We start from the raw sequence: 22,182 nt of genomic DNA, 5'->3' as shown, positions 1-22,182 counted from the left end.
TTGGATGGTTAATGATATTTTCTGTGCGATAATATTGACAATTAAAAGTGATTTCATTATGGTAATAAAAGAGCATTATTCGACCTCCGTGCGTAGTTTTAGGCAACTTACATTTTGGAGTAGATAATGCTCTTTTTCAATGCCAATTTTATATGTTATTATTTTTATCCCACAAAAAAGCGTGAAGAACCAAAATAATGCGTATAAGGATTGCCGCCTAAGACAATATAATTAAAAGTCTTATGGGGGTAAGGGGGCTTATGCGCATTTTTACGTAAAAGGCTTACAGCAGAGCTAAAAATGATGAAATAAAGACGCAAAAAAGAGGCTGCAACAAAATGATTAACCATTTTGTCACAGCCCTTTTTTTGTGCATTTAGCCGTGAAGACGGAATTTTGATAAGGAAACCCGGAAATTAATATCAAAACTAATGATGGCACTGGTGAACTGCTTCAGGAGAAGCAGTTATTCATGCAGGTGGAAAGACCGGCGTTTGGCTTGCCCGGTAATTATTTTCTGCATGCGTCAAATGCCGCATATGATGCCGCTGTCTTATATTATTTGCATATTATGAACATTTTAATTGTGTAAAAGTGGGGATTTGTGGTAGAATGTGGGTAAATATGGGGGAGGTGGAAGAGAATATGTTCATGAATGAATACTCACATACGATTGATTCAAAAGGACGTATGATTCTTCCTACCAAATTTAGAGAAGAACTTGGCAACGTTTTTATCCTGGCCCCCGGATTGGATCAGTGCTTATGCATATATCCAAAAGAAAAATGGGATTCATTAATAGCAAAGCTGCAGAAACTCCCATTTACAAATCAGAAAGTAAGAAAAATTATGCGCCATTTGATTGGCAGAGGTACTGAAGTATCTTGTGACAGGCAGGGACGCATTTTAATTCCTTCGCATCTACGTGAATTTGCTCAGCTTAAAAAAGATGTCTGCATCATAGGAACCGGGGCAATTATAGAGATTTGGGATCCGGAATTGCTGGATGCGGACGAAAACGGAGAAGAATCTGTTGCTGAGATTGCTGATTCTTTGGATCTGCCACTGAATTTCGATCTCTAATGAAGCAGAAAAGGAGTTTATGATGGAGTTTCAACATGTTACTGTCCTGCTCAATGAGATGATCAATCTGATAGTAACAGACCCAGAGGGGATATACGTCGACTGCACTCTTGGCGGCGGCGGCCATTCGCTGGCATTGATAGAACGGCTTTCGCCAGACGGCCTTTTAATCGGGGTTGATCAGGATGAAGAGGCAATAGAAGCAGCCGGCGAAAGACTGAAAGGTGCCAAGTGCAGTGTAAAACTGGTTCATGATAATTTTTCGAATATAAATAACATATTAGATAATCTGGGGATTTCTAAAGTCAATGGTTTTGTGTTCGATCTCGGTGTATCTTCACACCAGCTCGATGACGGTTCACGTGGGTTTTCCTACATGAACAACGGCCGTCTGGATATGAGGATGAATCAGGACAATCCCTTGACTGCTTATGAAGTAGTCAATACTTACGAGCAGAGTCAGCTGAAAAAAATCATATGGGAATATGGGGAAGAGCGCTGGGCAAACAGAATCGCTGAGTTTATATGCAGATTCAGGGAAGAGAAGCCGATTGAAACGACAGAGGAACTGGTCAATATCATCAAGGCTGCCATTCCGGCAAATGCCAGACGGATAGGGCCTCATCCGGCCAAAAGAACATTTCAGGCTATTCGAATAGAAGTCAATAATGAATTAGGAATATTGAAACAGACAATGGAAGATTGTGTGGAACATCTTTTACCAGGGGGGAGATTAGGTGTTATCACATTCCAGTCACTTGAAGACAGAATTATAAAAAGAACTTTCAAAGATATGGAGAGAGGCTGCATTTGTCCTCCGGATCTGCCTGTTTGTGTTTGCGGGCATAAGGCTGTTGTCAAATCGGTATCGAAGGCAATTAAGCCGTCAAAGGAAGAACTTGAACATAATCCGCGTGCAAGAAGTGCTGTTTTAAGAGTTGTTGAAAAGTTAGCGGATGAGTAATTTTCTTACGCATTGCTCTTGATGCGTTGTTTTTACGGGGGAGAGATGTACTATGTTATATCAAAATGCACAAATGGTCAGATTTGGTTATACTGCAGCTGCCGATTATTCTGTAAGTGATGCAGGTATAGGGCGCAGCAGTGAACGTGATACATTATTCTCCCTTCAGATAAAAAGAGTTTTCTATGCAGCATTGATGCTGATTATGCCGGTTGTTCTTATGCTGTTCCTCCAGGGAATCAATGCGCAGGAAGAGCATGTGATGCTTGAATCTCGCAGTGCTGTTATGGAAATGACAAAAAGCAATGCAGTTTTAAAGCTGGAAGTATCAAAACTTGAAGCTCCTGTCAGAATACAGAAGATTGCGGAATTAAATTTGGGAATGAGACTGCCTGCGCATGCACTTTACGGGCACGAGGATGGTGTTGAAGTGCGCCAGGGCTGAATACAGCAAGAGATAGTTGAAATCCCATGATAACCAAGCAATTCCAAAGGTTGCCAGGAGAGCTAAATTTAATAATCCTAGCACAATAGCGGCCTTTTAATAAGGCCGCTATTGTGCTAGGATACAATTTACGTTATTATAAAAAATAACGCTTAGCTAAAAAACAGGGGTGATTGTACTTTGAAGATTCTGAGAGATCTGATAGAGAAGACACATTGTCTTAAGATTCAAGGCGATTTAAATACTGCAGTAAGTGATATCACAGCTGATTCAAGAGAAGTAAAAAAAGGCAGCTTATTCATCTGCCTGTGCGGTGCCCATGTAAACGGGCATGATTTTGCAGCCAAAGCTGCTGCCCAGGGGGCCGTCGCAATTGTTGCTCAGGAACCGATTGATGTACCGGATGAAATCGCAGTTGTTTATGTAGAAGATACCAGGGAAGCAATGGAAGATATGGCACCATTCTTCTTTGATTATCCTTCTCGGAAAATGCGCATGATAGCTTTGACGGGAACGAACGGAAAAACGACTACAACGCATATTGCGGCTCATATACTTCACAAAGCAGGAAATAAGGTGGGAGTTATCGGCACAATACATGCTCTCATCGGAGATAAGGAAATACCGACACATAATACAACGCCGGTTGTAATCGATCTGCAGAGACTTCTCAGCATGATGGTTGATGAGCATGTGACCCATGTCTGCATGGAAGTATCATCGCATTCTCTTGTTCTGGGGAGAGTGAAAGGGTGCGAATTTGATGATGCTGTTTTTACAAACCTGACTGAGGATCATCTTGATTTCCATAAGACCATGGAAAACTACGCAAAAGCCAAGGCTATGCTCTTCGAAATGGTTTCTTCTGAGAATCAGCATAAAACTGGAAAATCTGCCTGGATCAATATTGATGATCCGTATGCTCATACTATGATAGAGGCTGTTAATACAGAGGTCTGCCCGCTTCATACTTATGGTATGAATGATTCTTCGGCTGAACTTTATGCGTATGACAGCAAATTCACAGGAAAATCATCCAGATTTAAGGTGCGCTATCATGAGAATGACTATGAAGTAGAGACCCGTCTTGCAGGCAGATTCAATATTTACAACACATTAGGCGCTATTGGTGCGGCCTTGAATGAAGGCATTTCCATGGATGATGCTATTGAAGCGGTTAAAGATTTTCAGTCAGTTCCAGGCCGTTTCGAACTTATTGATGAGGGACAGTCATTTGCGGTAGTTGTCGATTACGCACATACGCCCGACGGTTTGGAGAAAATACTCGGTACGGCGCGCGAAATTACAGAGGGAAAAATTATCGCAGTATTTGGATGCGGTGGTGACCGCGACAGGATGAAGCGCCCTATTATGGGAAGCATTGCAGCAGAGCATGCTGATATTTCAATTGTGACAAGTGATAATCCAAGAACGGAAGATCCGGAGAAGATAATAGAGGATGTAGTCGTGGGAGTAGAAAAGGTAAAGAAGAATAAACCTGATCTCTATTACGAAGTCATTGCTGATCGCCGCCAGGCAATCAAGCGGGCTGTTTCACTTGCCAAAGATGACGACATTGTAATTATTGCCGGAAAAGGACATGAGGATTATCAGATTCTAAAGGACAGGACGATTCATTTTGATGATAGAGAAGAAGCACGAAACGCGCTGAAGGAAGTGAAATGATGGCTTCTTTTAAAATACAGGAACTTCTTGACGCTGCAGATGGAAAATTGATACAGAAGGGAAATGCGGATTTCGTTTCCGGGGTCAGCACAGACAGCAGAACCATTGGGGAAGGCGAACTTTTCATCGCTCTCAGAGGTGATAATTTTGATGGACATGATTATGTAAGCAAAGCGGTTTCCAGAAAAGCAGCCGCGGTAATGGTTTCTGACCTTGCACTTTTGAAAGAGTGGGGGAACTTTGTCACTGTAATCTGTGTCAAGGATACTTTATCTGCACTGTTTTCGCTTGCACATTTTCATCGTATGAGATTCTCTGTTCCTGTTGTCGGAATAACCGGTTCCAATGGAAAAACGACGACAAAGGATATGCTTTCTGCAGTATTGTCATCTGTTTATAAAATAACGTCCACGCAGAAAAATTTTAATAATGAAATCGGCTTATCACAAACTTTGTTATCCATGACAGGAGAAACTGAAGTCTGTGTGACAGAAATGGGCATGAGAGGCTTAGGCCAGATCAATCAGTTATGCTCTATTGCAAGCCCTACTATGGGTATCGTCACCAATGTAGGTACTTCCCATATCGGCATTTTGGGAAGCCAGGAAAATATTGCATTGGCTAAAAGCGAATTGATCCGTAATCTGTCGGAAGATGGAACTGCCATCTTAAATGGCGATGATCCTTTTGTGCGCCGCATGGGAACCCTCTGCAATCAGGTTGTTTACTATGGATTGGGGGAAACATACAGCGTAAGAGGGAAGGATATCGTTTATGACGGGGAATCAACCTGCTATACCTGCGTATATCTAGATAAAGAATATCCGGTCAAATTAAACTTATTAGGAATCCATAATGTATATGATTCCCTGGCAGCAGCAGCGGCCGGGCTGTCTCTTGGCGTAGACATGGATCATATCGTTGAAGCCTTGAAAAATTTCAAACCGATAGGACAGCGGCAAACCATATTGAATATTCATGGGGTCACGGTTCTGGATGATTCCTATAATGCAAATCCATTATCCATGGAGATGGCATTTTCTTCGCTTGCCCAGATGAATGCAGAACACAGGTACCTGGTACTGGGCGATATGGGCGAATTGGGAAAGTTTGAAAAGCAGCTTCATTTCAAGACGGGTGCAAAGGCTGCACAATTTTCTTTTGACGGTTTAATTACCGTCGGACCGCTCTGCCATGAGCTGGCTCGGGGCGCCAAAGAAAATGGGATGGAAAATGTTTTCAGCTTTGAATCCTGCGAGGATGCGGCAGAATGCCTTATGGATATTGTAAAACCTGGCGATGCGGTCCTTGTCAAGGGATCACATTATATGCATATGGAAGAAATACCCAAAATAATTGATAGGAGCTACATAAAGTAATGGAACAGAATTATTTGATTTATCTTCTGGAAGCTGTAGTAACAACAATCGTATTGGGGACTATCGCTATTCCTTTGTTAAAGAAATTAAAGGCCCGTCAGTCTGTCAGAGAAGAAGGGCCTAAATCACACAGGTCTAAAAACGGTACACCAACTATGGGAGGGATTTTCATGATTTTTTCTGCTGTTTTAGTCCTGCTGTTCAATAAAATTCTGGATCCAGCCGTACTTTGGCTTCTCTTTTTAACGCTGGGGCATGGAATTCTGGGCTTTTTAGATGATTTTATAAAAGCGGAGAAGAAAAGGAATCTGGGGCTGACAGCTAAGCAGAAGATGCTCGGGCAGATTATTTTGGCAGTTCTGTTTTGCTGGGGAGTCGTAGATACACTTCATCTGCCCTTCTCTATAGCTATTCCTTTCACCAATATTGATATCTATATTGGAGCATTTTACTATATCTTTGTCATACTGGTCATTGTAGGCGCATCCAATGCCGTTAATTTGACTGACGGTCTGGATGGACTGGCATCCGGTTGCTGCGTCATTGCATTTTCTGCATATGCAGTCTATTGCTATTTGAGTGGAAATAATGATTTGGGGTATTTTATCATTATTCTCGCAGGAACATGTATCGGATTCTTATTCTTCAATTACCATCCTGCGAAGATTTTCATGGGTGATACCGGATCCCTAGCCCTTGGCGGTGCCATTGCAGGTATTTCCGTTATGACGCGGACAGAGCTGTTGCTTATCTTTATCGGCTTCATTTTTGTAATTGAAGCATTATCGGTTATTATACAGGTAGCTTCCTTCCAGCTGACGGGAAAGAGGGTATTCAAGATGAGCCCGCTGCACCATCATTTCGAGCTGTCCGGATGGAGCGAAGTCCATGTAGTCTGGGCCTTCTGGCTTGTTGAAGGTATTGCTGCATGTTCAAGCCTGATATTATCTATTGCATCAAATCCTGTTTGATGTAAAATATCATATTGTCTTTAGCTTGAACGCATGGATGTATAATAAACCAGTGAGTAGAAAACATTTTCAGAGGGAGTTCGTTCTTTATCTTCTAACAGACTCTTTTTCTTGTCATGGCAGAAACTTCTGCCATCTGTAAAATGTAATGAACTATCAGGAGGAGAATTAGATGAGGAATGTTTTAATTCTTGGCGCAGGAATAAGCGGCCTGGGCGCGGCCCATGTTCTTTTAAAGCATGGAGTGTCCGTATTGATTTCTGATTTGAAAGATACGATTCAGGATAAAAAAGAGAAAGAAGCTCTGTCAGAACGCGGGGCAGTTTTTGTGTTCGGAACACAGACGGAGAGTTTATTGGATGGGATAGATACTGTCGTAGTATCTCCTGTCATACCGGCTGAAAATCCCATCGTTGCAGCTGCTGTAAAAAAGGGAATTCCCGTGATCAGCGAGATAGAGCTGGCCTATCGGGTCACCAAAGCTACGATTCTGGCAATTACCGGAACAAATGGCAAGACAACAACAACAACACTTCTGGGGAGTATGATAAGCCATTCCGGGAAACCTTTTGCTCTTGCAGGAAATCTTGGAATATCACTGAGCCGTGAGGCGGAACTGGTTCCTTCTGACGGGCTCATTGCAGCTGAAGTTTCCAGTTTTCAGCTGGAATTCATAAAATCATTTAAGCCTAAGGCCGCTGTCATATTGAACATAACGCCGGATCATCTTGAACGCCATCATACAATGGAAGCCTATATTGCCGCTAAAGCGCGCATCTTTGAAAATATGGACCAGTCGGACTGCCTTCTGCTGAACGCAGAATCTCCATTGGTGTACGGATTAAAAGATGAGGCAGAAAAGCATACACATGTCTGCCTTTTGTCAACAAAGCATGAGGTAGAAGAAGGCGCATTCATGGACGGGAATACCCTCGTGATCCGCCGTAATGGCAAGGATATTCGTCTTTGCTCTTCCGATAATCTGAAATTGAAGGGCGCCCAGAATATGGAAGACTGCCTGGCTGCCGCATTCCTTGCTAATGAAGGCGGGGTCAGCCCGGAAGTTATAATTTCATCTTTAAAGTCATTTGAACCTCTCCCGAACAGAATAGAATTCGTAAGAACGATCAATGAAGTATCATATTATAACGATTCCAAAGCAACGAATACGGATGCTGCCATTAAAGGCATGGAAGCTTTCTCAAAACCCGTTATACTGATTGCCGGGGGATATGATAAAGGCACAGATCTTACAGAATTCATGGATGTTGTAAAAACACATGTCAAGGAATTAATTCTTTTAGGAGCAGCTGCCGACCGCTTTGAAAAAGCTGCAGCAGAGGCGGGCGTTTCAAAAGCATCTATCCATAGGGCTGATAGCATGGCAGATGCTGTCAAACAGGGACAGAAATTTGCAAAACCTGGTGATATCGTAATACTCTCTCCTGCTTGTTCTTCTTTTGATATGTATCATAATATGGAAGAACGCGGAATGGACTTTAAGCGTATCGTTAATAGTTTAGCTTAAGCATCGGTGAATTCGTAATGAAAAGGATAATTTTATCCGGAGGCGGAACCGGAGGACATATATATCCCGCAATAACAATCGCAAAAGAAATTTCCAGAATTGAAGAGGCGGAGATATTATTCGTAGGAACGCCTAATGGGATGGAATCGAAAATAATACCTAAAGAAGGTTATAAATTTGCTTCAATCCATGCATACGGCCTGAAGAGATCGTTTACGGTTAAAAATATTGCAAACCTTGCAGTAACAGCCAAAAGCGTATTCAGGGCAAAGAAGATCCTGAAGGAATTCAATCCTGACGTAGTCATTGGAACAGGAGGATATGTCTGCGGTCCGATTCTCATGGCGGCTGCGCTCCAGGGGATTCCGACATTGATTCAGGAACAGAATGTTATTCCAGGGATAACCAACAAGATCCTGAGCTGGTTTGTCGATCGTATTGCTTTAGGCTATAAAGAAGCGGCACATCGTTTCCCTGATGCAGGCAAATGCGTCTATACAGGAAATCCGATCCGCAGGGATATTCTTGCTTATAACAGAGCTGATGCAAGAAAAGAGCTGGGGATTTCAGAGGACACATTTATGGTTCTCATAACCGGCGGAAGCCGCGGAGCAAGAAGCATAAATCATGCGATGATTGGCGTGCATAAGCATTTTGGAAAGGGAAATCGTGATATTCTGCTTTACCATGTTACAGGATCCCTTGGATATCAGGATGTTTTGAAAGAACTGGAAAACTCGGATGAGAAATCAAACGATACGGTAAGTCACATTGTTGAGTATGAGTATCAGATGCCGAAAGTGCTGGCGGCTGCTGATTTGATCATCTGCCGCGCCGGAGCTATCAGCCTTGCCGAACTTTCTGCAAGAGAGCTTCCGTCAATTCTGGTGCCGTATCCATACGCTGCTGAAGATCATCAGACATTCAATGCATGGGTGTTTGAGAAAAATGGAGCGGCTTATGTTATTCTGGACAAAGAATTAACGGATGAAGCATTGATTGATAAAATTGAACTTCTTATGGATAATCCCGAAGAGCTTAAAAATATGGCGCAGAAGGTTACCGGTTTGAGGAAGATTCATGCTGGTGAAGATATAGCCCATCTGGCTCTAACTTTGGCGGAACAAAGGAAGACAAAAAAATGAATTTAAATAATTATAAAACTGTTTTTTTCATTGGAATCGGCGGAATGGGAATGCGCGCATTAGCGGCAATTCTGCTGGACAAAGGATTTGCCGTTAAGGGTTCAGATAAGAATAATTCTGATTTCTTGAAAGATATCGCATCCAAAGGGGCAGAAGTTTTCATTGGACATAAAGCTGAACATGTGCATGGGGCTGACTGCGTTATCATTTCAACTGCAATTGCTGAGGATAATCCTGAATTGGTCGAAGCAAAGAGGCTCGGGATCCCGGTGTTCCATAGATCGGATGTACTTGCATCTGTTTTGAGCTGGGGAAAGGCTATTACGGTAGCAGGAGCTCATGGGAAATCGACGACATCCGCCATGATTGGCGAAATATTCTTTGAATCTGGAGAAGATCCCACTATCGTTCTGGGGGCATCAGCAAGCTATATCAATGGCAATTCCTATTTAGGGAAAGGTGATTATGTCATTGCTGAAGCCGATGAAAGCGACGGTTCATTCTTGAAGTTCAATTCTTATGTAACTGTCGTTATGAACATCGAAGATGATCATCTGGACCATTATGGAAGCATTGAAAATATCAGGAAGGCTTTCGTCGAGTTTATAGAAAAAATTCATGATGCTTCAGGAGCAGCTATTCTTTGCAATGACAGCGAAGGCATTCGAGCCGTAATACCATCCATTGACAAGAAAATAATCACATACGGTATCGATGTGAAGTCTGATTACATGGCAGTCAACCGTAAATATGAAAACGGCTATTTCTGCTTTGATGTGATTCATGAAAACGATAACCTAGGTACCATCAAGCTGCAGATTCCCGGAGTTCACAATACAAGAGATGCTTTGGGAGCGGTTGCGACTGCGTTATACTGCGAAATTCCTTTTGACAAGATTGCTGCCGCACTGAGTAATTTCTGCGGAGTCAAGAGAAGATTCGAAACGAAGGCTAAAATTGATGATCTTTGGATCATTGATGACTATGCTCACCATCCCACAGAAATAAAAGCGACTTTAAAGGGTGCAAGAGAAACTGGAAGCCGCAGGATAATCTGCGCTTTTCAGCCGCATAGATATTCAAGGACAAAACTTCTCAAGGACGAATTTGCTGATGCGTTCGTGGATGCGGATGTTATTTTCTTTACGGACATCTACAGTGCCGGTGAAAAGCCTATAGAAGGAATTGATGGAAAGTTGATTCCGGAAATTGTCAAGGCTAAATTCCCTGACAAGGAAGTTTATTACGTAGAAAATGTTAATGATTTGCCGGAAAAGTTATATGATTTCCTCAGGCCTCATGACATGTTTATAACCATGGGAGCTGGTAATATTTATACTGCCGGTGAAAAGTTGATAGAATTGATTAAAGAAAAGGGAATAGCAAGTGATTACAAAAAATAGCAAGATTGTCGTTTTAATGGGTGGTCCGTCTACGGAAGCCGAAATTTCCAAAAAAACAGGTAAAGCTGTAGCCGATGCACTTTTATCATTAGGGTATAACGTAACACCGTGTGAATATATACCGGACCATGTGGTCGAAGATCTGAAAAGACTGTCCGCTGAAGTCGTCTTTATTGCACTCCACGGCAAGTATGGCGAGGATGGAACTATTCAAAGCGTCCTTGAACTTGCTAAAATACCATATACCGGTTCTGGTGTGACCTCCAGTGCCATCACTATGGATAAAATCGTATCAAGCCGCATATTCAAGCAGGCAGGACTTCCCATGTCGAAGTCCCAGGCGTATTATCTGAGCGAAGGTATTGATGCTGTAGAAAAGGAGATCTTGAATGAGTTCTCTTTCCCTGTAGTATTGAAGCCTGCCTGTGAGGGTTCAACGATCGGAATTGAGATTGTAAGAGAAAAAGAAAACCTTCATGAAGCTTTGCAGAGAGTTTTCCAGGTTGAGCCGCGAATCCTGGCTGAATCCTACCTGGCAGGAGATGAATTTACCGTATCTGTACTGGACGGACATGCACTGCCGGTCATACAGATCTGTCCTCACTCCGGTCAGTATGACTTTCATTCAAAATATACAAAGGGCGCAACCGATTATATCGTGCCGGCCAATATCCCTGCTGAACTTTCCGGCTTAATGGGATCCATCGCTGAAAAGGGCTATAAAGTCGCAGAGTGTGCCGGTGTTGTAAGATTTGACTTCAAACTGGATTCAGAAGGGCGGCCTTTTATTCTGGAAGCGAATTCAATACCGGGGATGACAGCAACAAGTCTCGTTCCAAAGGCTGCAGCAGCTGCCGGGATTGATTTCCCTGAACTTTGTGAAAAGATTCTCCTGGAAGCAGGTTTAAACAAAGTTTAAGCATTTTTATGGGTAAACGTGATTATGGATAATTTTAAGAGCTTCAATGATTTTCGCAAAGAACAGCATAGGGAAACAACGCGCAGCAGCTATGCTGATAGTAACGAAAATCATCAGCAGGCAATCTCAACAGAAGAGGAGACCGTAAGCAGTACTATTAATACTGCAAGTTCTCCTAAACCTCGGCGGAGAAGAAAAAGAAGCACTTTAAATTATAAGAAAATTCTTATTTTGACTGCTGCCTTTATATGTGTATTTATTGTAAGCCTTTTCTTCCTTCCGATTTCCCTTGGGAGCATAGTCATCAAAGGATCGAATACGATTACGCTGGATGATGTTTTATTTGAGGCGAAGATAAAGACTCCTGTGAATACCCTGCGGGTAAGCGGCTCAGCGATAGAAGATGCATTATCTCATGACTATAGAGTCGAAAAGGTTAATGTCACACGAGTTTTCCCGCTTACGATCGATGTGGATATAACAGACCGGATCCCCCTGGCTGTTGTGCAGGATGATTATGGATATGCCTTTATTGATAAGACCGGACTTGTTATGGAAACCGTTCAATCCATCCATAAAGTCAGTGTACCGATGATTACAGGAAAGCGTTTCGGAAATCTGCTGATCGGTGATCATGTCAGCGGTGATGAAATAGATAAGGCCATGCAGTTTTTGAATCATTTAAAACCTGAAAGTGTACAAGACTTTTCGGAAATCAATATAGGAAATCCGCAGAACATAATCGCTTACACCAGAGACGGCATAACCGTCCGGCTTGGGAACGGATCGCAGATCGATAAACAGGCCGAGCTTGCGGAAGATATGGTCGGGGATGTGAAGGCCAGAGGTCTCTCTGTCGAATTTGTAGATGCCAATCTTGCATCGCCTTATATTAAATTAAAGAAATAGCTCACATTCTTTTAGTTTCTTTTGGGAATGTTTTCTATAGATGTGGCGAACTTACTTAAATTATTGTACAATGTAAAATATAACTGACGTGAACATAGGTGAACTAGGTCAATACATGACGCAAAATATCCTGGAGGAGGAGTGAACATGGAACAATCTGAAATTGCAAAAATTAAAGTTATTGGTGTTGGCGGCGGCGGAAACAATGCTGTAAACCGTATGATTGATGAACAGGTTAAAGGTGTTGAGTTTATTGCCGTTAATACTGAACTGCAGGTTTTAAATAAATCTGAAGCTGAAACAAAAATTCAGATCGGTGAAAAATTAACAAAAGGTCTGGGCGCTGGTGCAAAACCGGAAGTTGGCGAACAGGCAGCTGAGGAATCAAGAGAAGATCTGACCAAAGCATTGACCGGAGCCGATATGGTATTCGTTACAGCCGGAATGGGCGGCGGCACAGGAACCGGTGCTGCTCCTGTAGCTGCGCAGTGTGCAAGAGAATTAGGCGCTCTGACTATTGCAGTTGTAACCAAGCCATTTTCCTTTGAAGGCAAGGTTAGAGCTAAGAATGCTGAAGAAGGCATTGAACGTTTGAAAAACAATGTTGATGCAATCCTCGTCGTTCCTAACGATAAATTGATGGGAATTATTGATAAGAAAACATCAATCAAGAATGCATTCAAAACAGCAGATGATGTTCTTCGTCAGGGAATTCAGGGTATTTCCGATTTGATTACAGTACCTGGAATCATCAACCTGGATTTTGCAGATGTCAGGACCATCATGAGCGATCAGGGTGAAGCATTAATGGGAATCGGCATCGGTACCGGCGATAACAGAGCCAGCGATGCAGCTACCATGGCAATCAACAGCCCGCTTCTTGAACGCAGCATTGATGGAGCAAAAGGCATTATCATCAATATTACAGGCAATGAAGACCTCGGTCTTTTCGAAATTAATGAAGCTTCTCAAATTATTACAGAAGCTGCTGATCCAGATGCTAATATCATTTGGGGAACATCTGTCGATCCGGATCTTGATAACGATACAGTAAAGATTACTGTTATTGCTACCGGCTTCGGCGACAAAAAGAAACCATCACCTAATTCTGTTGGGCCAAGATTCAGTAATTCTGTACGCCCCAACCCGGGTATTGCGGTTCCGGAATTCCTCAGAAAATAAGCTATAACCTGAAAAGCCACACCGCGGTTGCAGTGTGGCTTTTTCTTCCACTTTCTATAATCTAAGGAGAGATAGACATGAGATGCCCTTATTGCAGCAGTGCAGACACCAAGGTAACAGATTCCAGAGATACAGATGATGGTGCATCCATTCGCAGACGCCGCCAGTGTCTTTCCTGCGGAAGACGTTTTACCACCTATGAAACTGTAGAACAAGCGCCTCTTCGCGTTATCAAAAAAGATGGAACACGTGAAGTCTTTAACAGGAATAAGCTGAGAAGCGGGTTGATCAGAGCTTGCGAAAAGAGAAATATCACCTCGGAGCAAATTGAAAATATTGTTGATGTTGTTGAGAGAAAAGTTAGAAGCGATCTTGGCCAGGAAGTTTCTACCGAAATGATTGGCAATATTGTTATGGAAGAATTGCGGAAACTGGATCAGGTTGCTTATGTAAGGTTTGCATCGGTTTATCGTGAGTTTAAGGATATCGGCAGTTTTATGAGCGAACTCGAAGCATTAATGAAGAGTTCGAAGGCGAAATCTGCTGATTCTGATACTGCGAAGACTAAAAAGACAGAGGATAATAATGATACCAAATGATTTGATATTGAAGTGTTTTGAAGAACACGAAAATGTTTTGAATAAAACTAAAATGCTTGCACCGGTTATAGAAGAAGCGGCTGCATTATGCGCGCATACACTTCAGTCCGGGAATAAGATACTTGTCTGCGGTAATGGAGGAAGTGCAGCTGATTCTCAGCATATTGCCGCTGAGTTTGTAGGAAGATATCATAATGAGAGAAAATCACTTCCTGCTATAGCTCTGACGACAGATTCTTCTATTTTAACTGCAGTAGGGAACGATTATGATTTTGACCGTGTTTTTTCCAGACAGGTGAGCGGTTTAGGCGTTTCAGGAGATCTGCTTTGGGCTATATCGACGAGCGGAAACAGCAAAAATGTCAATGAAGCTTTAAAGACAGCCCGCAGCAAGGGACTGAAGACAATCGGATTTACAGGACATGAGGGTGGATTGATGAAATCTTTGTGTGATGTTGCGATTGTTGTTCCCGCTGATGTTACTGCAAGAATACAGGAAATGCATATTTTATGTGCACATATTATTTGTCAGATTATTGATGATATGGAATGGTAAATTCAATGAACACCATTAAGAAAGCGATAATCTTTGACCGAGATGGTGTACTTAATAAGGATAAGGGATATATACATTCCTGGGATGAATTAGAATGGATTGATGGAGCCCGTGAAGCAGTTGCCAGGCTGACAGAGGACGGATGGCTTCTTTTTGTCGCTACAAATCAAAGCGGTGTAGCAAGAGGCTATTATACAGAAAGCGACGTTCAATTGCTTCATGAACAAATGAATTCTTCTTTTCGTGAATTAGGCGGAAATATAACGAAATTCTTTTATTGTCCCCATTTACCAGGTGCACCTGTGAAGAAGTACGATGTTGTCTGTGATTGCAGAAAACCCGCTCCAGGGATGATTATCAGGGCAATAAACGAGTATAATCTTCCCAAAGATCAAGTTTTCCTTTTCGGTGATTCCGATAGGGATATTAAAGCCGCAGAAGCGGCGGGTATTAAGGGATTCCTGTTTGATGGGACAAATCTTAAGGACTTTGTATATCAAAAATTAGCTGGTTTAGGATATAGAGACAATGGCAAGGAAGACATATAAAAATATATTGATTGTTAAAATGAGCTCTTTGGGGGATATCATTCACGCACTTCCTTCTTTGTATGCTCTGAGAAAATCTTTCCCGGAAGCCCGCATAACCTGGGCTGTTCATCCTGCGTTTGCAAAGATTCTTCCTGAACTTCCCTGGATTGATGAAATATTTCTGGTTGATAGAAAAAAGATTAAGGATTTAAAGTATCTTTTATCTGTCAGAAAAGAACTTCACAGCAGGAAGTTTGATCTGGTCATAGATCTTCAAATGATAGCCAAAAGTGCGATTATTGCAGCATTTTCCGGATGCAGCACAAGGATTGGGTATAATGACGCACGTGAAGGCAGCTTCCTAGTAAGCAAACCGATTTCCGGACCTCACAAGCATGGACATATTATTGAACAGCTCCTTGACGTAATGAGATACCTGGGATGTAATTGTGATGAAATCGAATTCCCGATCAGGGATTGCTCAAAGCAGGAAGAGACTGTGAAGGCAAAGTTGGCCCAGCATGGTGTCAATGGGGATTATGTCGTCATTGTCCCGGGGACCCGCGGCGAGGAAAAGAAATGGCCGATAGAATACTGGGGTGAATTAGCAAAAGAATTCTCAGCCCTGGGGATTTATACAGTCATATCTGGTACAAAAAATGAGAAGGATTTATCCGAGAAAATTACCGGTTATTACACATCATCATATATAGTTGATTTTGTTGGTGAGACAGACCTTCTCGAACTGGCTGCACTCGAAAAGATGGCATCGCTGCATATTTCCAGCGATACGGGTCCACTGCATATCGCTAATGCAATGCATACACCGATCATTGCTTTGTTTGGTCCTACGAAAGCCGACAGAAGCGGGCCTTATGGCAATGATAACAGTGTCATCTTGACGGCCGGTGATGGTAAAATGAGTTCAATCGCCGTTTCTACGGTTTACGATAAGGCAAAAGAGATATTGAAGCTCTAACCAGCGGCTGGAGTATTTTTATGTAAGCTTAATTGGTATTCACTATGGAATTAATAACAAGTCAGACTAACAGATGGATAAAATGCGCGATGCAGCTGAAGCATCGGAAATACAGGGACAAATTTGGATTATTTGTTATGGAGGGAATCCGTAGTGTTTATGATGCCAATGATTTAGGAATTGAAGACTGCATATGCTTTTTTACAGCACGGTATGCAGATGATTCAAATTTAAATCAGTTTTTTGAACGTGCGAAAATTCTCCATTGGAAATTACTGCTTATAGATGATAAATTAATGAAATTAATATCATCTACGGAACACAGTCAGGGAATACTTCTTATAGTAAAAAAGGAAGTGCCTGATCCCGCGCGTTTAAAGAATCCCATGAAAGGCAGATATGTCTTATTAGACAGCATACAGGATCCGGGAAATATCGGTACTATTATCAGGACTGCGGCAGCTGCTGAAGTAAAGGGGATTCTTCTTACGAAAGGCTGTACAGATGCTTACTCAGACAAAGCAGTCAGAAGTTCCATGGGAAGCATTTTAAGAATCCCTGTCTACGAAAATATTTCACTGGAGTTTCTGCAGGATCTGAAGAAATCCGGGATATCATTCATTGGGACTGCATTAAAAAATGCGCTGCCTTATAAAGAGGCAAATGTTCCAGAGGATTGTATTTTTGTATTCGGGAATGAAGGAGATGGAATCAGTCCGGAAATTCTGGCAATGACAGACTTTAATGTATATATACCGATTGCCGGTGTTGAGTCATTAAATGTTGCCATAGCATCTGCAATTATTTTGTTTCATTTCAAAGATTGACAAAATAAAGCTTTGGGAACGTATATTCATGATGTGTTTTAAAAAAGAGAATGTACCGGTTGATGCTGTACATTTTCAGGGTCTGGAGAAGCTATGAAAAAAAGGTTGATTGTTAATGCCGATGATTTCGGAATTCACGAGACTGTGAATAAAGCAGTTTATCGGGGATTTGAATCGGGTATACTGACAAGTACTTCGATTATGGCTGGGGGACGCGCCTTTGATGATGCTGTTGCTATGGCCAAAACAATGGGGGATATAGGGATAGGAATTCATTTGACTCTTGTTGGCGGGCTGGAAACAGTGCTGCCTCAGGCTGAGGTCCCTTCCATAACTTGGGATAATGGCGTGCTTTGCAATAATTATGTTGACTTGATCCTGCGTGATCTGAAGGGATTGATACGCGCAGAGGATGTATATAATGAATGGGATGCCCAGATAAGAAAGATTCTTGATACAGGGCTTTCGGTCACGCATATTGATGGACACCAGCATATGCATATGTGGAATCATTTTTTTCCCATCGCGTTAAGCCTGGCAAAGAAATACAAGATACACTGCATGCGTGTTCCTGATGAAAGTCTCACCTTTGGCCTTTCTTTCAGGCCAAAGAGTTTATTCAGATTTTCTGCTAAGAATGCATTGTCTCTGATGGCAAGGAATCATCGGGACAGTCTGAAGAAAGCAGGAATCAAATCAAATGATCATTTTTTCGGAATGCTTTATGGAGGGCATTTCCACGAGCAGCGGATGTATGATGCTGCCGGGAAGCTTGAAGCAGGTGTTACCGAGTTTATGTGTCATCCCGCTGCAAACTCGCAATTGATGGAATCAACATTCCATTGGGGTTATCATGGTGAGGATGAGTTAAAGGCCTTGCTTTCGCTCCGACTAAAGAACGAGCTCAAAGAAAAGGATGTGGAGTTAATTTCATACAGGGATCTATGATTCATCTTATAATCTCTGAAGTTCCTTTTATTTCCCGAATTGCAATAATAAGTTGAACACCCGGCGAACCTTTATGCAGTAAGTGCTGCAAGCATTTCTTCCCTAAAACACTCCTCGGGTGTCTTATAGCCGAGTATTTTTCTTGGCAGGGTGTTGGCCCAGCACTCTACTCTGGAAATGTGTTCCACTGGGTAATCCTGGATTTTCTTCCCTTTGGGAAGAAATCGACGGAATAAGCCGTTGTGATTCTCATTCGTACCTTTGTCGCCGGAGCAGTACGGATGCGCATAATAGATCCGTGTGTGACTTAGTTTCTCTAGCTCCGACAGGCTGGAAAACTCACTGCCATTGTCTGTCGTAATGCTGAGGAACACTCGGCTGAAACAGCCGCGGAACATTCCATCCTTCAATTTTCTGAAGGCTGCTATTACAGAGGCACTTTCCTTGTTGGGCAGTTTTCTGATGAGGGAACAGCGTGTCTTGCGCTCAACCAGGGTCAGCAGTACTTCGTCCTTTGAGCGAGATCCCAGTACAAGGTCACACTCCCAATGCCCGAAATCCTGACGCTCATCCACAGAAGGATCGCGCTCATCTATACTGCGGCCGAACTTCTTCTTACGCTCACGAACCCGCTTTCTGGCGTTTTTTCGCTTGACGCGCAAGGGCAGGTCAATACTCTTGATTTTTCCTAGGAGCCCCAGCGTGACATAGTTGTACAGGGTTTTCGTACAGACCATCTCGCCACGTTGAAATTCTCCCGTAACCAGTGCCCTGCCAAAGCAGGCATCGAGCGACCAGTGATGTTCCTGAAGTCTCTTCTGCACATAGTCGAGGAATGCTCCCTTTGCTATGGCGTCGCATTTGCGACCACAGTTTTCGCGATGCGCCTCATAGGTGCTTTGCCCGTCTGCTGCGCGATAGCGTTCCACCTTGCCGTTATAGCAAAGAACCTTGCCACGCTTCACCTCGTTGCGTACCGTATTGACACAGCACCCAATCTCACGGGCTATGCTCCGATACGATTGCTTGTCGCGGAGACGCGTTTGGATAATGACTCGTTCCTCAAAAGTTAAATGAGCCCCTTTTTTGCGTAACGTATCCGTGGTAAAATGATTTTGATCCATAGCGATTCTCCTTTGTGGTTGTGTTTTTTGTGCAACTACATTTTACCACAAGGGTTCGCTATGGATTTTTAAGTGTTCAACTTAATTATACAATCCGCCGTTCCTTTTATTTGTTAAATACCGGGCATATTGAATGCATTTGATGTTGAAGAGCATCATTCAATTATTTAAATCAAGGAGTATTTATGAAGAAAAAGGATCAACAGTTTTATTTAGTAGATCTTAAAATACTTCCTGAAGCCATAAAGAAAACAATCCGGGTAAAAGAAATGCTTCAGGACGGGACTTGCGGATCTATTAATGAAGCCGTGAAAAAAGTGGATATCAGCAGAAGTGCATATTATAAATATAAAGACCATGTTGCCCCTGCATTTGAAACAGAAAAAGATAAGATAGTCGTTCTTTTCCTGGTAATGTCGGATGATTTTGCAGTTTTCAACCGGGTTCTTAGAAGAATTGTCAAGGATCGGAATGAAATTATTTCTCTAAACAGGGGTATCCCTGCAGAGAAGCTCGTTGCGGTTACTATAACAATAAAGACTGAGGAATCTTTATCATACCTTCAATATTTACAGGAGACGATCAAAGAAATGAAAGGAATCCAGTCTCTGATATTTGAGGCAAGAGGAGAATTAACATGAGAGAAATCAATATTGCGTTACTTGGTTTTGGAACTGTAGGCAGGGGTGTTGCTGAGGTAATACGGAGAAATAGCAAGATTATTGAAGATCAGATTGACTGCAAACTTCGTATCACGCATGTTCTGGTAAGAAATACTGAAAAGTACAGAGATCTGGATATCCTGAAGGATGTTGTCGTAACAGATGACTTCAACTGTGTTATAGATGCCGCCCCAGAGATCATTATTGAAGTGATGGGGGGAATTCATCCTGCGAAAGAATACATTTTTGAAGCTCTCAACCATAGGATCAATGTTGTAAGTGCCAATAAGGATCTGGTGGCCCTTTTCGGCCCGGAAATTATGCATACGGCAACCGAGAACAAGGTAAACTTCTCCTGCGAGGCGAGTGTAGCAGGCGGGATACCGATCTTAAAGCCGCTGCATGACTCTTTGGCGGCAAATCAGATAGAAAGCATCATCGGTATCGTAAATGGAACGACGAACTTTATATTGTCAGATATGGATGATTCCGGTGTAAGCTATTCTGATGCGCTGAGGGTTGCACAGAAAAAAGGATATGCCGAAGCTGACCCGACCAATGATGTGTGCGGATATGATGCAGCGCGAAAACTTGCCATTCTTGCATCCATCGGTTTCCGTGCCAATGTCACATTTGACGATGTTCTTGTAGAAGGCATTGAAAAGATTTCACAAAAGGACATCCAGTATGCCAGTGAGATGAATTATACGATAAAGCTTCTTGCTGTTGCTATGAGGCAGGAAAACGGCATAGCTCTCAATGTTTATCCGGCATTTGTTCCTAGAAGCCATCCGCTTGCATCAGTCAAGGGATCTTATAATGCAATTTACGTTACTGGCAATATTGTCGAGGATGTAATGTTTTATGGCAGGGGCGCCGGTTCTCTTCCTACAGCCAGTGCTGTTATGGGAGATGTCATAAGCACAGCAAAGCATATTTTGAATCATTCAACCGGAACAGAAATGATGCTTACTGAAACGAAGCGTATTCCTTTCTATTCTTCGCTTAAACTGAAAAATGCATATTATTTCAGACTTCTTGTAGATGATATGACAGGCGTACTTTCTCAGATTGCTGCTGCTTATGCCGACAACAATATCAGTATCAGAGAAGTTGTCCAGAAGAGCAGGATTGAGGACGCAGCTGAATTGATGATTATTACCGAAGAAACTCCGAGGGAGAATATTATTCATGTTGAAAAGGCGCTTCAGGTACTTCCGTGCATGAGGCAGGTTGCAAATATTATAAGGGTAATGGATGATGGCAAGAGGTAAAACATATATAGTCCGCGTCCCGGCAACAACAGCGAATATAGGAAGCGGATTTGATACACTGGGGATGTCTCTGGGACTTTATAATGTGGTGCAGTTCGTACCTGATGAGAATGTCAAGCTTGAGGATACGATGATTGATGCAGAAGGCGAAGGTGTCGATCAGATTACTACAGGCCTGGATAATATGATTATTAAGGCTATGGATGTTACCGCTTCCAAAGCAGGGCGCACACTTCCTGGCGGCAGTATGTACCTGATCAACAGAATTCCTTTTGCAAGAGGGCTGGGAAGCAGTTCAGCAGCACTTGCCTCCGGGGTTTTCCTTGCGAATCTGCTGATGGGAGAACCTTTCAACAGGAAAGAACTTCTTGATATAACGGCTGAAATGGAAGGCCACCCTGATAATGCAGCTCCTGCAATTTTAGGCGGTTTCTGCATGGCTCTTATAGAGAATGGAAATGTCGTAGCTGAGCGCATCGATATTCCCTCTCAATGGAAGGCAGTCGTCGCTATACCTGATTTTGAGCTGCATACAGAAAAAGCCCGTGCGGTTTTGCCTGCATCTTATGTCAGAAGTGATGTTGTCCATAACATAGGTGCCGTATCATTTTTAATGGCAGCCTTTATGTATAACAAGCCAGAATATCTTAAGTTTGGTCTGGACGATCATGTTCATGTTCCTTATCGTTTAGGTCTTATACCAGGTTCGGAAGAAGTCATAAGAAGCAGTGTAAAAGCTGGTGCTTATGGAGCGACGATAAGCGGATCCGGTCCTACCATTATTGCATTTTCGCCATCGGATAAAGCACATCTTGTTGGTGAAAGCATGGTGAGTACTTTCAAGCATCATGGAATAACATCTTCATATATCGTGCTTGACTTTGACCAGTCCGGGATCAGTGCGGTCTGACTTGACAAAAACGCAGATTCTGTGTATTCTAGTACTTGTAGTATCTGTCGGGACGTAGCTCAGTTTGGTAGAGCGCTACCTTGGGGTGGTAGAGGTCGCATGTTCGAATCATGTCGTTCCGACCATTTTTCTACTTTATTATATTTATTATTTTCAATG

General features: G+C 42.5%; 22 protein-coding genes and 1 tRNA gene. 22 read left to right on the top strand and 1 reads right to left on the bottom strand.

Annotation, left to right across the window (positions count from 1 at the left end):
• The first annotated feature begins 651 nt into the window (after positions 1-651).
• From mraZ to Dia5BBH33_RS04875, 18 genes are all read left to right on the top strand, one after another.
• Positions 652-1,083, top strand: coding sequence for a division/cell wall cluster transcriptional repressor MraZ (gene mraZ, locus Dia5BBH33_RS04960; protein ID WP_232518098.1), 432 nt, complete (start codon positions 652-654; stop codon positions 1,081-1,083).
• Positions 1,084-1,105: 22 nt separating this feature from the next.
• Entirely contained in the window at positions 1,106-2,047 is a 942-nt protein-coding gene (rsmH, locus tag Dia5BBH33_RS04955; protein WP_144269406.1) for a 16S rRNA (cytosine(1402)-N(4))-methyltransferase RsmH, read from the top strand.
• A 73-nt stretch (positions 2,048-2,120) separates the two neighbouring features.
• On the top strand, positions 2,121-2,492 hold the full coding sequence (locus tag Dia5BBH33_RS04950; protein ID WP_108849715.1) for an FtsB/FtsL family cell division protein: 372 nt from the start codon (positions 2,121-2,123) through the stop codon (positions 2,490-2,492).
• Positions 2,493-2,672: 180 nt separating this feature from the next.
• Entirely contained in the window at positions 2,673-4,178 is a 1,506-nt protein-coding gene (locus Dia5BBH33_RS04945) for a UDP-N-acetylmuramoyl-L-alanyl-D-glutamate--2,6-diaminopimelate ligase (RefSeq protein ID WP_022382130.1), read from the top strand.
• Positions 4,175-5,557 (top strand): UDP-N-acetylmuramoyl-tripeptide--D-alanyl-D-alanine ligase, encoded by a 1,383-nt coding sequence (locus Dia5BBH33_RS04940; RefSeq protein ID WP_232518097.1) that lies wholly within the window; start codon positions 4,175-4,177, stop codon positions 5,555-5,557. Before Dia5BBH33_RS04945 ends, Dia5BBH33_RS04940 begins: the two co-directional genes overlap by 4 nt.
• On the top strand, positions 5,557-6,528 hold the full coding sequence (gene mraY, locus Dia5BBH33_RS04935) for a phospho-N-acetylmuramoyl-pentapeptide-transferase (protein ID WP_143332504.1): 972 nt from the start codon (positions 5,557-5,559) through the stop codon (positions 6,526-6,528). Before Dia5BBH33_RS04940 ends, mraY begins: the two co-directional genes overlap by 1 nt.
• 172 nt (positions 6,529-6,700) lie before the next feature.
• The gene (gene murD / locus Dia5BBH33_RS04930; protein ID WP_143332503.1) at positions 6,701-8,056 is read left to right on the top strand and encodes a UDP-N-acetylmuramoyl-L-alanine--D-glutamate ligase; all 1,356 of its coding nucleotides are present in this window, start codon (positions 6,701-6,703) and stop codon (positions 8,054-8,056) included.
• A 17-nt stretch (positions 8,057-8,073) separates the two neighbouring features.
• A complete protein-coding gene (gene murG / locus Dia5BBH33_RS04925; protein WP_143332502.1) occupies positions 8,074-9,201 on the top strand; it encodes an undecaprenyldiphospho-muramoylpentapeptide beta-N-acetylglucosaminyltransferase in 1,128 nt (375 codons plus the stop codon).
• Positions 9,198-10,604, top strand: a complete 1,407-nt coding sequence (gene murC / locus Dia5BBH33_RS04920; RefSeq protein WP_143332501.1) for a UDP-N-acetylmuramate--L-alanine ligase — start codon at positions 9,198-9,200, stop codon at positions 10,602-10,604. Before murG ends, murC begins: the two co-directional genes overlap by 4 nt.
• Positions 10,588-11,523, top strand: a complete 936-nt coding sequence (locus Dia5BBH33_RS04915) for a D-alanine--D-alanine ligase family protein (protein ID WP_022382124.1) — start codon at positions 10,588-10,590, stop codon at positions 11,521-11,523. The genes murC and Dia5BBH33_RS04915 overlap by 17 nt, the downstream gene beginning before the upstream one ends.
• Positions 11,524-11,547: 24 nt before the next feature.
• Positions 11,548-12,432: a cell division protein FtsQ/DivIB gene (locus Dia5BBH33_RS04910; RefSeq protein ID WP_022382123.1), complete on the top strand. Its 885-nt coding sequence runs from the start codon at positions 11,548-11,550 to the stop codon at positions 12,430-12,432.
• A gap of 147 nt (positions 12,433-12,579) precedes the next feature.
• Positions 12,580-13,614 (top strand): cell division protein FtsZ, encoded by a 1,035-nt coding sequence (gene ftsZ / locus Dia5BBH33_RS04905; protein WP_143332500.1) that lies wholly within the window; start codon positions 12,580-12,582, stop codon positions 13,612-13,614.
• A gap of 77 nt (positions 13,615-13,691) precedes the next feature.
• On the top strand, positions 13,692-14,213 hold the full coding sequence (gene nrdR / locus Dia5BBH33_RS04900) for a transcriptional regulator NrdR (protein WP_022382121.1): 522 nt from the start codon (positions 13,692-13,694) through the stop codon (positions 14,211-14,213).
• Positions 14,200-14,769 carry a D-sedoheptulose 7-phosphate isomerase gene (gene gmhA, locus Dia5BBH33_RS04895; protein WP_143332499.1) on the top strand — a complete coding sequence of 190 codons (570 nt, stop codon included), beginning with the start codon at positions 14,200-14,202 and terminating at the stop codon, positions 14,767-14,769. The genes nrdR and gmhA overlap by 14 nt, the downstream gene beginning before the upstream one ends.
• A gap of 14 nt (positions 14,770-14,783) precedes the next feature.
• Positions 14,784-15,317, top strand: a complete 534-nt coding sequence (locus tag Dia5BBH33_RS04890) for a D-glycero-alpha-D-manno-heptose-1,7-bisphosphate 7-phosphatase (protein WP_108850879.1) — start codon at positions 14,784-14,786, stop codon at positions 15,315-15,317.
• 19 nt (positions 15,318-15,336) lie between these two features.
• The gene (locus tag Dia5BBH33_RS04885; protein ID WP_232518096.1) at positions 15,337-16,278 is read left to right on the top strand and encodes a glycosyltransferase family 9 protein; all 942 of its coding nucleotides are present in this window, start codon (positions 15,337-15,339) and stop codon (positions 16,276-16,278) included.
• Between the two features lie 44 nt (positions 16,279-16,322).
• Entirely contained in the window at positions 16,323-17,105 is a 783-nt protein-coding gene (locus Dia5BBH33_RS04880; RefSeq protein ID WP_143332498.1) for a TrmH family RNA methyltransferase, read from the top strand.
• A 93-nt stretch (positions 17,106-17,198) separates the two neighbouring features.
• The gene (locus Dia5BBH33_RS04875) at positions 17,199-18,053 is read left to right on the top strand and encodes a ChbG/HpnK family deacetylase (protein ID WP_143332497.1); all 855 of its coding nucleotides are present in this window, start codon (positions 17,199-17,201) and stop codon (positions 18,051-18,053) included.
• A gap of 71 nt (positions 18,054-18,124) precedes the next feature.
• Here Dia5BBH33_RS04875 and Dia5BBH33_RS04870 read toward each other — a convergent pair whose 3' ends face one another.
• Complete coding sequence (locus Dia5BBH33_RS04870) at positions 18,125-19,177, bottom strand: IS30 family transposase (protein WP_108849579.1); 1,053 nt, start codon at positions 19,175-19,177, stop codon at positions 18,125-18,127.
• A 185-nt stretch (positions 19,178-19,362) separates the two neighbouring features.
• Here Dia5BBH33_RS04870 and Dia5BBH33_RS04865 point away from each other — a divergent pair, with 185 nt between their 5' ends.
• The 4 genes from Dia5BBH33_RS04865 (at position 19,363) to Dia5BBH33_RS04850 (ending at position 22,148) form a co-directional block, all read left to right on the top strand.
• Positions 19,363-19,818 (top strand): ACT domain-containing protein, encoded by a 456-nt coding sequence (locus tag Dia5BBH33_RS04865; protein ID WP_022382115.1) that lies wholly within the window; start codon positions 19,363-19,365, stop codon positions 19,816-19,818.
• Positions 19,815-21,113 carry a homoserine dehydrogenase gene (locus Dia5BBH33_RS04860; protein ID WP_143332496.1) on the top strand — a complete coding sequence of 433 codons (1,299 nt, stop codon included), beginning with the start codon at positions 19,815-19,817 and terminating at the stop codon, positions 21,111-21,113. The genes Dia5BBH33_RS04865 and Dia5BBH33_RS04860 overlap by 4 nt, the downstream gene beginning before the upstream one ends.
• On the top strand, positions 21,097-22,023 hold the full coding sequence (gene thrB, locus Dia5BBH33_RS04855) for a homoserine kinase (protein WP_232518095.1): 927 nt from the start codon (positions 21,097-21,099) through the stop codon (positions 22,021-22,023). The genes Dia5BBH33_RS04860 and thrB overlap by 17 nt, the downstream gene beginning before the upstream one ends.
• Positions 22,024-22,071: 48 nt before the next feature.
• Positions 22,072-22,148, top strand: a tRNA-Pro gene (locus Dia5BBH33_RS04850).
• The last annotated feature ends 34 nt before the right edge of the window (positions 22,149-22,182 follow it).

This window comes from Dialister hominis, from assembly GCF_007164725.1.
GTDB classification, from domain to species: Bacteria; Bacillota; Negativicutes; order Veillonellales; family Dialisteraceae; genus Dialister; species Dialister hominis.
This window is presented reverse-complemented; position numbering and strand designations above follow the sequence as displayed.

Bases quoted from the DNA above. Each gene is read 5' to 3' on its own strand.
- mraZ (WP_232518098.1), top strand. From the start codon at position 652: ATGAATGAATACTCACATACGATTGATTCAAAAGGACGTATGATTCTT.
- rsmH (WP_144269406.1), top strand. From the start codon at position 1,106: ATGGAGTTTCAACATGTTACTGTCCTGCTCAATGAGATGATCAATCTG.
- Dia5BBH33_RS04950 (WP_108849715.1), top strand. From the start codon at position 2,121: ATGGTCAGATTTGGTTATACTGCAGCTGCCGATTATTCTGTAAGTGAT.
- Dia5BBH33_RS04940 (WP_232518097.1), top strand. From the start codon at position 4,175: ATGATGGCTTCTTTTAAAATACAGGAACTTCTTGACGCTGCAGATGGA.
- mraY (WP_143332504.1), top strand. From the start codon at position 5,557: ATGGAACAGAATTATTTGATTTATCTTCTGGAAGCTGTAGTAACAACA.
- murD (WP_143332503.1), top strand. From the start codon at position 6,701: ATGAGGAATGTTTTAATTCTTGGCGCAGGAATAAGCGGCCTGGGCGCG.
- murG (WP_143332502.1), top strand. From the start codon at position 8,074: ATGAAAAGGATAATTTTATCCGGAGGCGGAACCGGAGGACATATATAT.
- murC (WP_143332501.1), top strand. From the start codon at position 9,198: ATGAATTTAAATAATTATAAAACTGTTTTTTTCATTGGAATCGGCGGA.
- Dia5BBH33_RS04910 (WP_022382123.1), top strand. From the start codon at position 11,548: ATGGATAATTTTAAGAGCTTCAATGATTTTCGCAAAGAACAGCATAGG.
- ftsZ (WP_143332500.1), top strand. From the start codon at position 12,580: ATGGAACAATCTGAAATTGCAAAAATTAAAGTTATTGGTGTTGGCGGC.
- nrdR (WP_022382121.1), top strand. From the start codon at position 13,692: ATGAGATGCCCTTATTGCAGCAGTGCAGACACCAAGGTAACAGATTCC.
- gmhA (WP_143332499.1), top strand. From the start codon at position 14,200: ATGATACCAAATGATTTGATATTGAAGTGTTTTGAAGAACACGAAAAT.
- Dia5BBH33_RS04885 (WP_232518096.1), top strand. From the start codon at position 15,337: ATGAGCTCTTTGGGGGATATCATTCACGCACTTCCTTCTTTGTATGCT.
- Dia5BBH33_RS04880 (WP_143332498.1), top strand. From the start codon at position 16,323: ATGGAATTAATAACAAGTCAGACTAACAGATGGATAAAATGCGCGATG.
- Dia5BBH33_RS04875 (WP_143332497.1), top strand. From the start codon at position 17,199: ATGAAAAAAAGGTTGATTGTTAATGCCGATGATTTCGGAATTCACGAG.
- Dia5BBH33_RS04870 (WP_108849579.1), bottom strand. From the start codon at position 19,177: ATGGATCAAAATCATTTTACCACGGATACGTTACGCAAAAAAGGGGCT.
- Dia5BBH33_RS04865 (WP_022382115.1), top strand. From the start codon at position 19,363: ATGAAGAAAAAGGATCAACAGTTTTATTTAGTAGATCTTAAAATACTT.
- Dia5BBH33_RS04860 (WP_143332496.1), top strand. From the start codon at position 19,815: ATGAGAGAAATCAATATTGCGTTACTTGGTTTTGGAACTGTAGGCAGG.
- thrB (WP_232518095.1), top strand. From the start codon at position 21,097: ATGATGGCAAGAGGTAAAACATATATAGTCCGCGTCCCGGCAACAACA.